At 66.6% G+C, this 16401-nt stretch carries 11 protein-coding genes; all 11 read right to left on the reverse strand.

Annotated elements, in window-relative coordinates; genetic code table 11:
- Positions 1-104: 104 nt before the first annotated feature.
- The 11 genes from fusA to rplA all read right to left on the reverse strand — a co-directional run bounded on the left by fusA (position 105) and on the right by rplA (position 16322).
- Positions 105-2231 carry an elongation factor G gene (gene fusA, locus AQI94_RS11100; RefSeq protein WP_031040154.1) on the reverse strand — a complete coding sequence of 709 codons (2127 nt, stop codon included), beginning with the start codon at positions 2229-2231 and terminating at the stop codon, positions 105-107.
- A gap of 39 nt (positions 2232-2270) precedes the next feature.
- Positions 2271-2741 carry a 30S ribosomal protein S7 gene (gene rpsG / locus AQI94_RS11105; RefSeq protein WP_007384059.1) on the reverse strand — a complete coding sequence of 157 codons (471 nt, stop codon included), beginning with the start codon at positions 2739-2741 and terminating at the stop codon, positions 2271-2273.
- Positions 2742-2743: 2 nt separating this feature from the next.
- Positions 2744-3115, reverse strand: a complete 372-nt coding sequence (rpsL, locus tag AQI94_RS11110; RefSeq protein WP_003948652.1) for a 30S ribosomal protein S12 — start codon at positions 3113-3115, stop codon at positions 2744-2746.
- A 332-nt stretch (positions 3116-3447) separates the two neighbouring features.
- Positions 3448-4068, reverse strand: coding sequence for a DUF1707 and DUF4190 domain-containing protein (locus AQI94_RS11115; RefSeq protein ID WP_391287332.1), 621 nt, complete (start codon positions 4066-4068; stop codon positions 3448-3450).
- A gap of 260 nt (positions 4069-4328) precedes the next feature.
- Positions 4329-8228 carry a DNA-directed RNA polymerase subunit beta' gene (locus tag AQI94_RS11120; protein WP_020118524.1) on the reverse strand — a complete coding sequence of 1300 codons (3900 nt, stop codon included), beginning with the start codon at positions 8226-8228 and terminating at the stop codon, positions 4329-4331.
- 100 nt (positions 8229-8328) lie between these two features.
- Complete coding sequence (gene rpoB / locus AQI94_RS11125) at positions 8329-11814, reverse strand: DNA-directed RNA polymerase subunit beta (RefSeq protein ID WP_031040158.1); 3486 nt, start codon at positions 11812-11814, stop codon at positions 8329-8331.
- Positions 11815-12374: 560 nt separating this feature from the next.
- Positions 12375-12758, reverse strand: a complete 384-nt coding sequence (gene rplL, locus AQI94_RS11130) for a 50S ribosomal protein L7/L12 (protein WP_031040161.1) — start codon at positions 12756-12758, stop codon at positions 12375-12377.
- Positions 12759-12881: 123 nt separating this feature from the next.
- Positions 12882-13412 carry a 50S ribosomal protein L10 gene (rplJ, locus tag AQI94_RS11135; protein WP_007384048.1) on the reverse strand — a complete coding sequence of 177 codons (531 nt, stop codon included), beginning with the start codon at positions 13410-13412 and terminating at the stop codon, positions 12882-12884.
- 286 nt (positions 13413-13698) lie between these two features.
- Positions 13699-14550, reverse strand: coding sequence for an LppX_LprAFG lipoprotein (locus tag AQI94_RS11140; protein ID WP_031040162.1), 852 nt, complete (start codon positions 14548-14550; stop codon positions 13699-13701).
- Between the two features lie 90 nt (positions 14551-14640).
- Positions 14641-15483: an LppX_LprAFG lipoprotein gene (locus AQI94_RS11145; protein WP_031040164.1), complete on the reverse strand. Its 843-nt coding sequence runs from the start codon at positions 15481-15483 to the stop codon at positions 14641-14643.
- A 113-nt stretch (positions 15484-15596) separates the two neighbouring features.
- On the reverse strand, positions 15597-16322 hold the full coding sequence (gene rplA, locus AQI94_RS11150; RefSeq protein WP_007384045.1) for a 50S ribosomal protein L1: 726 nt from the start codon (positions 16320-16322) through the stop codon (positions 15597-15599).
- Positions 16323-16401: the final 79 nt, after the last annotated feature.

Raw genomic sequence — 16401 nt, forward strand, 5'->3', positions numbered from 1 at the left:
TGATCTTTGCTGGAAAGCCTCGGCCCGGGGGCACTCTCCCACAAATGCGGGTGAATGCCCCTCCGGGCTCCGGAGTCAAGCCTAAAGCGTGCGAACGCGGTGCGTTACTCGCCCTTGGCCTTCGCGATGATCTCCTCGGCGACGTTCCGCGGAACCTCGGCGTAGGAGTCGAACTGCATCGAGTAGCTTGCGCGACCCGACGTCTTGCTGCGGAGGTCTCCGACGTAGCCGAACATCTCCGAGAGGGGCACGAGGCCCTTCACGACGCGGGCACCGGCCCGCTCCTCCATGGCCTGGATCTGGCCACGGCGGGAGTTGATGTCGCCGATGACCTCACCCATGTAGTCCTCGGGCGTGGTGACCTCGACGGCCATCATCGGCTCAAGGAGCACGGGGGACGCCTTGCGAGCGGCCTCCTTGAAGGCCTGCGAGCCGGCGATCTTGAACGCGAGCTCGGAGGAGTCGACCTCGTGGTAGGCACCGTCGAGAAGCGTGACGCGGACGCCCGTCATCTCGTACCCGGCGAGGATGCCGAACTGCATGGCCTCCTGCGCACCGGCGTCCACCGAAGGGATGTACTCCTTCGGGATACGGCCACCGGTGACCTTGTTCACGAACTCGTACGAGGCGTCGCCGCCCTCGATCGGCTCGATCGCGATCTGCACCTTGGCGAACTGGCCGGTTCCACCAGTCTGCTTCTTGTGCGTGTAGTCGACGCGCTCGACGGCCTTGCGGATCGTCTCACGGTAGGCGACCTGCGGCTTGCCGACGTTGGCCTCGACCTTGAACTCACGGCGCATACGGTCGACCAGCACCTCGAGGTGCAGCTCGCCCATACCACCGATGATGGTCTGGCCGGTCTCCTCGTCCGAGTGGACCTGGAAGGAGGGGTCCTCCTCCGCGAGACGCTGGATGGCGACACCCAGCTTCTCCTGGTCACCCTTGGACTTGGGCTCGATGGCGACCTGGATGACCGGCGCCGGGAAGTCCATGGACTCCAGGATCACCGGGTTCTTGTCGTCGCTCAGCGTCTCACCGGTGGTGGTCTGCTTGAGGCCCATCACGGCGACGATGTCGCCGGCGCCCACCGACTCGATCTCCTCACGCTTGTTCGCGTGCATACGGTAGATCTTGCCGATGCGCTCCTTCTTGCCCTTGACGGAGTTCAGCACCGCGGAGCCGGACTCCAGGCGACCGGAGTAGATCCGGACGAAGGTGAGCTTGCCCAGGTGCGGGTCGCTCATGATCTTGAACGCCAGCGCCGACAGCGGCTCGTCGTCGGACGGCTTGCGCTTGACGACGACCTCGGGGTCCTTGACGTCGTGGCCCTCGATGGCCTCGACGTCGAGCGGGGTCGGCAGGTAGCGCACGACCGCGTCGAGCAGGGGCTGGACGCCCTTGTTCTTGAACGCGGTACCGCAGAACACCGGGGTGACCGTCACGCCGTCGGACTTGCCGGAGGCGATGGTGATGCGACGGATCGCGGCGTACAGCTGCTCCTCGGTGGGCTCCTGGCCCTCCAGGAACAGCTCCATGATCTCGTCGTCGTTCTCCGCGACGGCCTCGACCAGCTTGCCGCGGTACTCCTCGGCGGCCTCGGTGTGCGTGGCCGGGATGTCGACGACGTCGTACATCTCGCCCTTCGCCGCCTCGGCGGACCACACGAGCGCCTTCATGCGGACCAGGTCCACAACGCCCTTGAAGTCCATCTCGGCGCCGATCGGCAGCTGCATGACGAGCGGGACGGCGCCCAGACGGTCCGAGATCATGTCCACGCAGCGGTGGAACTCGGCGCCGGTACGGTCCAGCTTGTTCACGAAGCAGATGCGCGGCACGCCGTAACGGTCGGCCTGACGCCACACCGTCTCGGACTGCGGCTCGACACCCGCGACACCGTCGAACACCGTGACGGCACCGTCGAGGACGCGGAGCGAACGCTCCACCTCGACCGTGAAGTCGACGTGCCCGGGGGTGTCGATGATGTTGATCGTGTAGTCGTCGTCCTCGAGCGGCCAGTGACAGGTGGTGGCAGCAGAGGTGATCGTGATGCCACGCTCCTGCTCCTGCTCCATCCAGTCCATGGTGGCGGCGCCGTCGTGGACCTCACCGATCTTGTAGCTGACGCCGGTGTAGAAGAGGATCCGCTCGGTGGTGGTCGTCTTGCCCGCGTCGATGTGGGCCATGATCCCGATGTTGCGGACCTTGGCCAGGTCAAGTGAAGTGGTAGCCATAAGGCTTCAGTCTTCTCTCGGTCTCGATGGGGTCTGCGACTACCAGCGGTAGTGCGCGAAGGCCTTGTTGGACTCGGCCATCTTGTGGGTGTCCTCGCGCTTCTTGACGGCCGCACCGAGGCCGTTCGAAGCGTCGAGAAGCTCGTTGAGCAGACGCTCGGTCATGGTCTTCTCGCGACGGGCGCGGGAGTAACCGACCAGCCAGCGCAGCGCCAGCGTGTTGGCGCGGCCGGGCTTGACCTCGACCGGCACCTGGTAGGTGGCGCCACCGACACGGCGGGACTTGACCTCAAGCGTGGGCTTGATGTTCTCCAGCGCGCGCTTCAGCGTGATGACCGGGTCGTTGCTGGTCTTCTCGCGCAGGCCCTCCATGGCGCCGTACACGATGCGCTCGGCGGTGGAGCGCTTGCCGTTCAGCAGCACCTTGTTGATCAGGGAGGTGACAAGAGGAGAACCGTAGACCGGGTCGATGATGACCGGGCGCTTCGGGGCGGGGCCCTTACGAGGCATTCTTACTTCTCCTTCTTGGCGCCGTAGCGGCTGCGGGCCTGCTTGCGGTTCTTGACACCCTGGGTGTCGAGCGAACCGCGGATGATCTTGTAACGAACACCGGGCAGGTCCTTCACACGGCCGCCGCGCACGAGCACGATGGAGTGCTCCTGCAGGTTGTGTCCCTCACCCGGAATGTAAGCAGTGACCTCGATCCCGCTGGTCAGACGCACACGCGCGACCTTACGCAGGGCCGAGTTCGGCTTCTTCGGGGTGGTCGTGAACACACGCGTGCAGACGCCACGACGCTGAGGAGAACCCTCGAGTGCGGGCGTCTTGTTCTTCTCGACCTTGTCCTGCCGGCCCTTCCGGACCAGCTGCTGGATCGTAGGCACTACTTCTCCGGTTTCTGTGTGCCGAATGGTGAAGCTAACCTGGAACATCGCCGACCCACGCGGTCGGGTGTGTCGAATCCGGTGAACTTCCGCCGCGAGGCGAAAGGGGCGCAGATCACGGTGGCCGCTCACGGCCCCCCTAGTGCGGTTCAAGGCACGCACGGGAGCCAGGGCACACCCCAGGCACAAGGTCTGAGCGTACCCAGCTCATTCGCTGCGGTCAAAACAGATGCCCGGCGGCACCCTCGCACAGGGGGCGATGTCAAGCCCCTACGCCGTGGACGATCTTCGATTTCACCCGGCGCACACAGAAGAACGGCCCCTGCGGGCGCTCACCCGGAGGCGAGCCCCACCGCGACCATCAGCGTCATCAGGATCGACCACGCGGCGATCGACAGCCAGCCGAACACGAGCCCGGTCAGCGCGAGCCCGTCGCCGCTCTCTCCGGTCCGCTCGATCTCCGCCCGCGCCGTGTGCCCGAGGATCACCGCGGGAATCCCGGTGAACCCGAAGGTCGGCACGCACAGCAGCCCGCACACCGCGGCTCCGACCGCCTTCCCGTTGGCCCGCGGCCGCGGGGCCGGCAGGAACGTCCGCGGTACGGCGGTGAAGGGCGCCGGCTGCGGCACGGGCCCGAGCGGCAGATCGGCGACGAGCAGCGCCAGCTCCCCCACGGTCCGCGCGGCGTACGCCCGCTCCACCCGCTTGTCGAACTCGCTCTTCTCCAGCCGCCCCTCGCCGTACCCGGCCCGCAGCACGTCGACGGCCCGCTCACGGTCGGCGTGGGAGGCGAGCATGGCGGAGCCGACGGGCTGCGCAGCGGCGTATCCGGGCCAGGGGCGCGCGACAGGGGCCTGCGCGCCGGACCAGGACCCCGCTGCCGGGCCGTCCCTGCCCGGCCCGTACGGCGACTCGTCCTTGCCCTGCCACGGTTGCCACGACGGTTGCGACACAGGAGCACCCCCTGGGCGGTCGAATGCCTCCATGATGCTCCAACGCTCCGATACCGGGACAGGTTCCCGCATCCCCAACAGGAAATGCCCGGGCGGCCCAGCCGCCCTGGAGAGGGCGCGGGAGCCGCCCGGGGCCGCGGCCTGCCGCCACGGGGCTTCCGGACGCGCTCCACGGCCTCCCTGGGCCCGGTGGGAACGCCGAAGGGCGGCCACCCCGTACGAAACGGGGTGACCGCCCTTCAGTCGTTCAGACGCAGGCCCTACTGGTTGTACGGCCCGTAGTCGTAGTCCTCCAGCGGAACAGCCTGGCCGGACCCCGTGCCGAACGGCGAGTAGTCGATGTCGTCGTAGCCGACGGCCGAGTACATCGCGGCCTTGGCCTCCTCGGTCGGCTCGACCCGGATGTTGCGGTAGCGGGACAGACCCGTACCGGCCGGGATGAGCTTACCGATGATGACGTTCTCCTTGAGGCCGATGAGGCTGTCGGACTTGGCGTTGATCGCCGCGTCCGTCAGGACTCGGGTCGTCTCCTGGAAGGAGGCGGCCGACAGCCAGGATTCCGTCGCCAGCGAGGCCTTGGTGATACCCATCAGCTGCGGACGACCGGAGGCCGGGTGACCGCCCTCCTGGACCACACGACGGTTCTCGGTCTCGAACTTCGAGCGCTCGACCAGCTCGCCGGGCAGCAGCTCGGCGTCGCCCGACTCGATGATCGTCACACGGCGCAGCATCTGCCGGATGATGATCTCGATGTGCTTGTCGTGGATCGACACACCCTGCGAGTTGTAGACCTTCTGGACCTCGCCGACCAGGTGGACCTGGACGGCACGCTGGCCCAGGATGCGCAGCACGTCGTGCGGGTTGGTGGCACCCACGGTGAGCTTCTGGCCCACCTCGACGTGCTCGCCCTCGCTGACCAGGAGACGGGCGCGCTTCGAGATCGGGAACGCCGTCTCGTCGCTGCCGTCGTCCGGCGTGATGACGATCTTCTTGGTCTTCTCGGTCTCCTCGATCCGCACGCGGCCCTGGGCCTCGGAGATCGGGGCGACACCCTTCGGGGTACGGGCCTCGAAGAGCTCGACGACACGCGGCAGACCCTGGGTGATGTCGTCACCGGCCACACCACCGGTGTGGAAGGTACGCATCGTCAGCTGGGTACCGGGCTCACCGATGGACTGGGCGGCGATGATGCCGACCGCCTCACCGATGTCGACCAGCTTGCCGGTGGCCAGCGAGCGGCCGTAGCACATGGCGCAGGTGCCGACGGCGGACTCGCAGGTCAGGACCGAGCGGGTCTTGACCTGGGAGACACCGTGCTTGACGAGCTCGTCGATGAGGACGTCGCCGAGGTCGGTGTTGGCCGGGGCCAGCACCTTGCCGTCGACGGTGATGTCCTCGGCCAGCGCACGGGCGTACACGCTGGTCTCGACGTCGTCCGCCTTGCGCAGCACGCCGTCCGCGCCGACCTCCGCGATCTGGAGCTTGAGTCCACGGTCGGTGCCGCAGTCCTCCTCGCGGATGATGACGTCCTGCGAGACGTCCACCAGACGACGGGTCAGGTAACCCGAGTCGGCGGTACGCAGGGCGGTGTCCGCCAGACCCTTACGGGCACCGTGCGTGGAGATGAAGTACTCCAGCACGGACAGGCCCTCACGGAAGGACGCCTTGATCGGACGCGGGATGGTCTCGTTCTTGGCGTTCGACACCAGACCACGCATACCGGCGATCTGCCGCATCTGCATCATGTTTCCTCGGGCACCCGAGTCAACCATCATGAAGATGGGGTTCGTCTTGGGGAAGTTCGCGTTCATCGCCTCGGCGACCTCGTTGGTCGCCTTGGTCCAGATCGCGATGAGCTCCTGCGTGCGCTCTTCCTTGGTGATCAGACCGCGCTCGTACTGCTTCTGGACCTTCTCGTCCTGCGCCTCGTAGCCCTTGACGATCTCCTTCTTCGCCTCGGGAACGACGACGTCGGAGATGGCCACGGTGACACCGGAACGGGTCGCCCAGTAGAAGCCCGCCGCCTTCAGGTTGTCGAGCGTCGCCGCCACGATGACCTTGGGGTAGCGCTCGGCCAGGTCGTTGACGATCTCGGAGAGCTGCTTCTTGCCCACCGAGTAGTCGACGAACGGGTAGTCCTCGGGCAGCAGCTCGTTGAAGAGCGCGCGGCCCAGGGTGGTGCGCAGGCGGAAGGTGTCCCCCTGCTGCCACTCCGGCTCGCCCTCCTCCTGCGCCGGCGGCGTCCAGCCACGCGGCGGGATGGTGCCCACCGGGAAGCGGATGTCGATCTGCGACTGGAGAGCCAGCTCGCCGGCGTCGAACGCCATGATCGCCTCGGCCGTGGAGCCGAACGCGCGGCCCTCGCCCTTGGTGTCACGCAGTTCGCCGTCGGTGGTGAGGAAGAACAGACCGAGGACCATGTCCTGGGTCGGCATCGTCACCGGACGGCCGTCGGCGGGCTTGAGGATGTTGTTCGAGGACAGCATCAGGATGCGGGCCTCGGCCTGCGCCTCCGCGGACAGCGGCAGGTGCACGGCCATCTGGTCACCGTCGAAGTCCGCGTTGAACGCGGTACAGACGAGCGGGTGGATCTGGATGGCCTTGCCCTCGACCAGCTGCGGCTCGAAGGCCTGGATACCGAGGCGGTGCAGGGTGGGAGCACGGTTCAGCAGCACCGGGTGCTCGGCGATGACCTCTTCGAGGACGTCGTACACGACCGTGCGGCCGCGCTCCACCATGCGCTTGGCGCTCTTGATGTTCTGCGCGTGGTTCAGGTCCACCAGGCGCTTCATCACGAACGGCTTGAAGAGCTCCAGCGCCATCGCCTTCGGCAGACCGCACTGGTGCAGCTTCAGCTGCGGACCGACGACGATCACGGAACGCGCGGAGTAGTCCACACGCTTGCCGAGCAGGTTCTGACGGAATCGACCCTGCTTGCCCTTCAGCATGTCGCTGAGGGACTTCAGCGGGCGGTTGCCGGGACCGGTGACCGGACGGCCACGACGACCGTTGTCGAACAGCGCGTCCACGGCCTCCTGGAGCATGCGCTTCTCGTTGTTCACGATGATCTCGGGCGCACCGAGGTCGAGAAGGCGCTTCAGGCGGTTGTTGCGGTTGATCACACGGCGGTACAGGTCGTTCAGGTCGGAGGTCGCGAAGCGGCCACCGTCCAGCTGCACCATCGGGCGAAGGTCCGGCGGGATGACCGGGACGCAGTCGAGGACCATGCCCTTGGGGCTGTTGGAGGTCTGCAGGAAGGCAGACACGACCTTCAGCCGCTTCAGCGCACGGGTCTTCTTCTGGCCCTTGCCGGTACGGATGATCTCGCGGAGGCGCTCGGCCTCCTCGTCCAGGTCGAAGGACTCCAGGCGCTTCTGCAGCGCCGCGGCACCCATCGAACCGTCGAAGTACGTGCCGAAGCGGTCCCGCAGCTCGCGGTAGAGCAGCTCGTCACCTTCGAGGTCCTGGACCTTGAGGTTCTTGAAGCGGGTCCACACCTCGTCGAGACGGTCGATCTCGCGCTGCGCACGGTCGCGCAGCTGCTTCATCTCACGCTCGGCACCCTCGCGCACCTTGCGGCGCACGTCGGCCTTGGCGCCCTCGGCCTCCAGCTCGGCCAGGTCGCTTTCCAGCTTCTTGGCGCGGGCCTCCAGGTCGGCGTCGCGACGGTTCTCGACCTGCTGACGCTCCACGGAGACGTGCGCCTCCAGGGAGGGCAGGTCACGCGTACGGCGCTCCTCGTCGACGTACGTGATCATGTACGCCGCGAAGTAGATGACCTTCTCGAGGTCCTTGGGCGCCAGGTCGAGCAGGTAGCCCAGACGCGACGGGACACCCTTGAAGTACCAGATGTGCGTGACGGGGGCGGCCAGTTCGATGTGGCCCATCCGCTCACGACGCACCTTGGCGCGAGTGACCTCGACGCCGCAGCGCTCACAGATGATGCCCTTGAACCGGACACGCTTGTACTTGCCGCAGTAGCACTCCCAGTCCCGGGTCGGACCGAAGATCTTCTCGCAGAAGAGTCCGTCCTTTTCGGGCTTGAGGGTGCGGTAGTTGATGGTCTCGGGCTTCTTGACCTCGCCGTGGCTCCACTGACGGATGTCGTCAGCGGTGGCCAGACCGATCCGGAGCTCATCGAAGAAGTTGACGTCGAGCACTATGCGTCAATCCCTCTCAGGGTTGTAAGTCTTGGGGTCTGAAACGGGGGTCCAGGGGCCGGCCGGAGGTTCCTCACCAGGTCCTCCGGCCGGACTCCCGTCAGACCTCTTCGACGCTGCTCGGCTCGCGCCGGGACAGGTCGATGCCGAGCTCTTCCGCCGCGCGGAAGACGTCCTCGTCGGTGTCGCGCATCTCGATGGACATGCCGTCCGAGGACAGCACCTCCACGTTGAGGCACAGGGACTGCATCTCCTTGATGAGCACCTTGAAGGACTCGGGGATGCCGGGCTCGGGGATGTTCTCGCCCTTGACGATGGCCTCGTAGACCTTCACGCGGCCGGTGACGTCGTCGGACTTGATGGTCAGCAGCTCCTGGAGGGCGTACGCGGCGCCGTATGCCTCCAGCGCCCACACCTCCATCTCACCGAAGCGCTGGCCACCGAACTGGGCCTTACCACCCAGCGGCTGCTGGGTGATCATCGAGTACGGACCGGTCGAACGGGCGTGGAGCTTGTCGTCGACCAGGTGGTGGAGCTTGAGGATGTACATGTAGCCGACCGAGATCGGCTCCGGGAACGGCTCGCCGGAGCGGCCGTCGAACAGCCTCGCCTTGCCGGTCGGCTGCACCATGCGCTCGCCGTCGCGGTTCGGGATGGTGTGCTGGAGCAGACCCGCCAGCTCGTCCTCACGGGCACCGTCGAAGACCGGGGTCGCGACGTTGGTGCCGGGGGCGACGGAGTCGGCGCCGATCACCTGCAGACGCTGTGCCCAGTCCTCGGCGAGGCCGGAGACGTCCCAGCCGCGGCTGGCGAGCCAGCCGAGGTGGATCTCCAGGACCTGTCCCGGGTTCATTCGGGACGGCACACCCAGCGGGTTGAGGATGATGTCGACCGGGGTCCCGTCCTCGAGGAACGGCATGTCCTCGATGGGCAGGATCTTGGAGATGACACCCTTGTTGCCGTGACGGCCGGCGAGCTTGTCACCGTCCGTGATCTTGCGCTTCTGCGCCACGTAGACACGAACCAGCTGGTTCACGCCCGGCGGCAGCTCGTCGCCCTCTTCACGGTCGAAGACGCGGACGCCGATGACCTTGCCGATCTCGCCGTGCGGCACCTTCAGCGAGGTGTCACGGACCTCACGGGCCTTCTCACCGAAGATCGCGCGCAGCAGGCGCTCCTCCGGCGTCAGCTCGGTCTCACCCTTGGGCGTGACCTTGCCGACGAGGATGTCACCGGCGACGACCTCGGCACCGATACGGATGATGCCGCGCTCGTCGAGGTCGGCGAGGACCTCCTCGGAGACGTTCGGGATGTCCCGGGTGATCTCCTCGGGGCCGAGCTTGGTGTCACGGGCGTCGACCTCGTGCTCCTCGATGTGGATCGAGGAGAGGACGTCGTCCTGCACGAGGCGCTGCGACAGGATGATCGCGTCCTCGTAGTTGTGACCCTCCCACGGCATGAACGCCACGAGCAGGTTCTTGCCCAGCGCCATCTCGCCGTTCTCGGTGGCCGGACCGTCGGCCAGGACCTGGCCCTCGATGATCCGGTCGCCCTCGTTGACGATGACCTTCTGGTTGACCGAGGTGCCCTGGTTGGAGCGGGCGAACTTGGCCAGGCGGTACGTGATGTACGTGCCGTCGTCGTTGGCGGTGGTGATGTAGTCCGCGGAGACCTCCTGGACCACACCCGCCTTCTCGGCCTTGACCACGTCGCCGGCGTCGACGGCGGAGCGGTACTCCATGCCGGTGCCGACGAGCGGGGACTCGCTCTTGATGAGCGGCACGGCCTGACGCATCATGTTCGCGCCCATCAGGGCACGGTTGGCGTCGTCGTGCTCGAGGAACGGGATCATGGCGGTCGCGACCGACACCATCTGGCGCGGCGAGACGTCCATGTAGTCGACGTCGTCACCGGGGACGTAGTCGACCTCGCCGCCACGACGGCGGACCAGGACCCGGGACTCCTCGAACCGCATGTCGTCGTTGAGCGTGGCGTTGGCCTGCGCGATGACGAAGCGGTCCTCCTCGTCGGCCGTCAGGTAGTCGACCTCGTCGGTGACCACACCGCCGGTGACCTTGCGGTACGGCGTCTCCACGAAACCGAACGCGTTGACGCGGCCGTAGGAGGCGAGCGAACCGATCAGACCGATGTTCGGGCCTTCGGGCGTCTCGATCGGGCACATGCGGCCGTAGTGGGACGGGTGCACGTCACGGACCTCGAAGCCGGCCCGCTCACGGGAGAGACCACCCGGGCCAAGAGCCGACAGACGGCGCTTGTGGGTGAGACCCGACAGCGGGTTGTTCTGGTCCATGAACTGCGACAGCTGGCTGGTGCCGAAGAACTCCTTGATGGAGGCGACGACCGGCCGGATGTTGATCAGGGTCTGCGGCGTGATCGCCTCGACGTCCTGGGTCGTCATGCGCTCACGGACGACGCGCTCCATACGAGCCAGACCCGTGCGGACCTGGTTCTGGATGAGCTCGCCGACGCTGCGCAGACGACGGTTGCCGAAGTGGTCGATGTCGTCGGTCTCGACGACGATCGAGGTGCCGCTGTCACCGGTGGTCTCGGTCTCGCCCGCGTGCAGCTTCACCAGGTACTTGATCGTCGAGATGATGTCCTCGACGGTCAGGATGCCCGCGTCCAGCGGAGCGTCCGCACCCAGCTTCTTGTTCACCTTGTAGCGGCCGACCTTGGCGAGGTCGTAACGCTTCGGGTTGAAGTAGAGGTTCTCCAGAAGGGTCTGGGCGGCCTCACGCGTGGGCGGCTCGCCCGGACGCAGCTTGCGGTAGATGTCGAGCAGTGCGTCGTCCTGGCCCTGGGTGTGGTCCTTCTCCAGGGTGGCGCGCATCGACTCGTACTCGCCGAACTCCTCCAGGATCTGCTCGGTGGTCCAGCCGAGAGCCTTCAGGAGCACGGTGACGGACTGCTTGCGCTTGCGGTCGATGCGGACACCGACCATGTCGCGCTTGTCGATCTCCATCTCCAGCCAGGCACCCCGGGACGGGATGATCTTGGCGGAGAAGATGTCCTTGTCGGACGTCTTGTCGATGGAGGAGTCGAAGTAGACACCCGGCGAGCGGACCAGCTGCGACACCACGACACGCTCGGTGCCGTTGATGACGAAGGTGCCCTTGTTGGTCATGAGCGGGAAGTCGCCCATGAAGACCGTCTGGGACTTGATCTCGCCGGTCTCGTTGTTGGTGAACTCCGCCGTGACGAAGAGTGGGGCGGCGTACGTGAAGTCGCGCTCCTTGCACTCGTCGATGCTGTTCTTCGGCGGCTCGAAACGGTGGTCGCGGAACGTCAGCGACATCGACCCGGAGAAGTCCTCGATCGGGGAGATCTCCTCGAAGATCTCCTCCAGACCGGACTTGGTGGGGACGTCCTGACCGGACTCAAGAGCCTCCTCGACCCGACTCTGCCAGGCGGTGTTCCCGAGCAGCCAGTCAAAGCTCTCGGTCTGCAGCGCGAGCAGGTTGGGAACCTCGAGAGGCTCCTTGATCTTTGCAAAAGAGATGCGCAGCGGGGCGGTGCTGGCGGCGTTGTTCGTATTCGCGGTCGAGGCAGTGCGCGAGGCGGCCAAGAGGGGGTCCTTCCGAGGGCTCGGACTCACTACGCGCTCCCCGGGCCCTCTCCGCGACACAGCGACAGGTCTCTTTGATGTGGCCAAAAGGCCAGCTCAGAGATGGTCCGGTCGTCGATGCTGAGGCGAGGGCAGACCCCTGGTGACGGGCAGGGGACAGCTAACAGGCAGCGCAAAGGGTCAGTGTAGCCACTTGGCGCACTGATGTCCAGCCCTGCTGTTCTGCCCGGTCTTCAAAAACTCTCGCTGCCCTCAACGTCCTCGGCATGGTGCCCTCAACGCACGTTGATACTGCCCTCTTCGTCGCCGATCCATGCCTCGGATTCGGACCGTTCTGGCGACGCGTCCTGAGAATTGCGCGCTGCGTGCGGTTCGTCAAGGCCCCCCTGCCCGAACCTGAGGTTCCGGGAGACACGACGAAGATCACCATACCCCTCGCCCTCGAGGCCGCAAGGCAACCGTGACCGCGCCTCCAGGAACGCCGAAGAGCGACCACCCGGATGGATGATCGCTCTTCGGTGCTTGCGCGTTACAGGCCGATCGAAATGGCCTGTGAGGTGTTACTTGACCTCGACGGAGGCGCCGGCGCCCTTGAGGGACTCGGCGGCCTTCTCGGCGGCGTCCTTGGCGACCTTCTCGAGAACGGGCTTCGGGGCGCCGTCCACGAGGTCCTTGGCCTCCTTGAGACCCAGGGAGGTCAGCTCACGCACGACCTTGATGACCTGGATCTTCTTGTCGCCGGCACCGGTGAGGATGACGTCGAACTCGTCCTGCTCCTCAGCGGCCTCGGCAACGGCGGCCGGGCCGGCGGGGCCGGCAACGGCGACCGCGGCGGCGGCGGTGACGTCGAACTTCTCCTCGAAGGCCTTCACGAACTCGGAGAGCTCGATGAGGGTCATCTCCTCGAACTGCGCGAGCAGGTCTTCCTGGCTGAGCTTCGCCATGAGGGGCGATCCTTCCACTAATTCGGCTGGTGCCGATGTACATGTCTGGCGGGCGTACGTTCGGCCCGCTACGACCACTTCCTGGGGCGGCTGCCTCAGGCGGCGGTCATGATGCGAGCCGAGTTACTCGGCACCGCCCTGCTCGTCCTGCTTGGCACGAAGCGCGTCCACGGTGCGGACGAGCTTCGACGGGAGCGCCTGGAAGACCTGAGCAGCCTGAGTCTGCTTGCCCTTGAAGGCACCCGCCAGCTTGGCGAGCAGAACCTCGCGGGACTCGAGGTCCGCAAGCTTCTTGATCTCGTCGGCGGACAGCGCCTTGCCGTCAAGGACACCGCCCTTGATGACGAGGTTCGGGTTGTCCTTGGCGAAGTCACGAAGACCCTTCGCCGACGTCACCGGGTCACCGGTGATGAAGGCAACCGCCGTCGGACCGTTGAACAGGTCGTCGAGCGTCGAGATCCCGGCCTCGTTGGCCGCGATCTTGGTCAGCGTGTTCTTCACCACGGCGTACTGGGCGTCTTCACCGAGCGAACGACGCAGCGTCTTGAGCTGCGCCACGGTGAGACCCCGGTACTCGGTCAGCACGGCGGCGTTCGAGCTGCGGAACTGCTCCGTCAGCTCGGCTACCGCGGCAGCCTTGTCGGGCCTTGCCATAGAGCGTCGGCCTCCTTCCGGGTGATGAGGACCGCTCAGAAGGGGCTGCACAAAACGAAACGCCCCGGCGCAGGCGCACGGGGCGTAGCTCGACCGCGATCACATACGCAAGGCACGTGTTCCCGGGAGCACATCCACAGTCACCTGCGCGGGTCGTCCGCAATTTTCAGCGGATCCTTCGGCCACCGCCCCCTCTTGCGAGGACACGGCAACGACCAGCGGTCTTTGGCTTCTGTAGGAGCGTACGGGACCGGATCCCTGTCAAGCAAATCCGGTCCTACGGCGCTCAGCTGTTCTGGAGTTCCTTCATCATCTCGGCGAGGTCCGCGGTGTCCTTGGCGGCCGGCGCCTCGACGGTGACGGGCTTGTTGTAGTCGAGGAAGGTGAAGGTCATGTCGAACTTCCCCTTGTCGGCGTCGCCCAGCATGCGGAACTGCTTGGCGTGGTCCTCGCCGTCGACCCACATGTCCATCGTGAACTTGTCCAGGCCCAGCTTCTTGAGCTGCTCGGTGCTCTTCTCGCGCTGCTCACGGACCGACTTGTCGGCGTTTTTGTAGGAGGCCGTCAGCTCGGCGAGGGTGACCGTGCCCGCGTAGTGGGTCGTCTTGACGCCGTCGACCGTCTCGGTGCCGACCTTCTTCACGTCCTTGGCGCCGTTGAGGAACGCGGACATGGAGGCCGGGTTCTGGTCGGCCTGGCCGGCGCCGGACGCGGCCGCGCCGAGGTCGCCGTCCTTGCCGAGCGAGGACAGGTCGAACTTCATCCACTTCTTGCCGTCCATCTCCTTGGCCATCTCGGCGTTGCCGCCGATGTACATGGCCTTGTCGACGAGACGGATCTCCGCGGAGCCCTGCCCGGCCGCGGTCATCTTCATGCTCATCGCGATGTCGGGCTTGGTCCGCATGGCGGCTTCGGCGTTGACCTTCCCCTGGCCGGGCATCTCGCCCTTCATGCGGTAGTGGAAGGAGGTGATCTCCTCCGTGTTCTTCGCCGCCTTGGCGACCGCCGCCGCGGGGGTCATCTTCGGCGATTCCTCGCCCCCCTTGGAACAGCTGACCGCACCCGTGGCGAGGGCCACGGCGGCGAGCCCGGCACCGATGGTCCTGTGGCGCGCGGAACGTCGTACAGAAGTAGTCATTGATTCCCCCCAAGGAACACATGGTCGATTCACAGCAAGACGGCGAGCTTAACCGAGAGGGGCGCGAGGGGTCCGTGAATTCCCTGCCGCTCAGGTGGGGTTGGTGCTCGACTGTGACAGGAGGGACTTGAAGTCCGCGGTGTCCGCGGCCGGCGGCTTCCGTACGGCGACCGGGACGCCGTAGTCGCTGTAGTGGGCGGTCTGGGTCACCCTGCCGTTCGCCGTGCTGGTCTTCTCGACCTTCTTGACCAGCAGGTTCTTCTCGTTGATCCAGATGTCGAGGGTCTCGGCGGTGACGTCGGCGTTCTGGAGGCGCTGCCGGAGTTCGGTGTCGGTGACGTCCTCGACGTCGACGGTGCCGGAGTAGTGCGTGGTGGTCCGGCCGTCCACGGTCTCCCGGCCGAGCGCGCGCACGTCGTCGGAGTCCAGCAGCAGCCGCACCGACTGGTTCGGGGTGGTGGAGCGCATCTGGTCGGCGAGGTCGGCGCCCCCGCCGAGGCTCTTCAGGTCGTCGTAGGCGTATCTGAGCCAGTGCCTGCCGCCTGTCTTCTCGGCGAAGGTGTCACCCATGTGCGCGTAGTAGGCGTCGGCGAGGTAGCGGGCCTCCATGGACGTGACGCCGAGAGCGCGCATCGTCTCGGCCGCGGTGCCGCCGGTGTAGGCGATGGTGAGGGCCCCGGAGAGGCCGTCACGCCAAGCGAGGACGCCGTCGGCGGTGAGGGACAGCTGGGTGCCCATCACCGTGGTGGAACTCACCCGGGCGGTCCGGGCCCGCTCGGTGGCGCGCTCCGCGGCACGCAGGGCCGGGAGGGAGGCGGGGGCCGAGGCCGCGCGCCCGCGCTCCGCGGGCCGGTCGGAGGAGCCGGAGGACGTACAGGCGGCGAGTCCCGCCAGTGCGGCGGCCGTGGTGAGCCAGACCGTCGTCCTCTTCATGCGTCCCCCTGGTGCAAGTGCCCTGCTCGCACGCTAACTCAGAGCACAGTCCCCGCACATGGGAACGGGCCCCGCACCTCGGAGGGTGCGGGGCCCGTGAACCTGCCGGTGTCTCAGACCGCGGCCGGGTCCTCCTCGACGAGGAGGTTGCGGGTGCGGTTGGAGTCGAGCGGAATGCCGGGGCCCATCGTGGTGCTGATGGCGGCCTTCTTGATGTAACGACCCTTGGCGGCGGACGGCTTCAGACGGAGGATCTCCTCCAGCGCCGCGCCGTAGTTCTCCACCAGCTTGGTGTCGTCGAACGACGTCTTGCCGATGATGAAGTGCAGGTTCGAGTGCTTGTCGACGCGGAACTCGATCTTGCCGCCCTTGATGTCGTTGACAGCCTTGGTGACATCGGGGGTGACGGTGCCGGTCTTGGGGTTCGGCATGAGACCACGGGGACCGAGCACGCGGCCGAGGCGGCCGACCTTGCCCATGAGGTCCGGGGTGGCGACGACGGCGTCGAAGTCCAGACGGCCCTTCGACACCTCGTCGATGAGCTCGTCGGCGCCGACGATGTCGGCGCCCGCGGCACGAGCGGCCTCGGCACGGTCACCGGTCGCGAAGACCAGGACCCGGGCGGTCTTACCGGTGCCGTGCGGGAGGTTCACGGTGCCACGGACCATCTGGTCGGCCTTGCGCGGGTCTACACCCAGACGGAAGGCGACCTCGACGGTGCCGTCGAACTTCGACGTGGAGGTCTCCTTGGCGAGACGGACGGCCTCGAGCGGGGCGTACAGCTTCTCCCGGTCGATCTTCTCGTCCGCAGCGCGAAGGGCCTTGCTGCGCTTGCTCACAACTGCTCCTGTGTGTTCTGAAAGGAGTCGTGGTACGGGCCGAGCAGGCCCTGCCACTTCTGCTTGAGGTGTACGGGGG

This window comes from Streptomyces pseudovenezuelae, from assembly GCF_001513955.1.
Taxonomy (GTDB): domain Bacteria; phylum Actinomycetota; class Actinomycetes; order Streptomycetales; family Streptomycetaceae; genus Streptomyces; species Streptomyces pseudovenezuelae.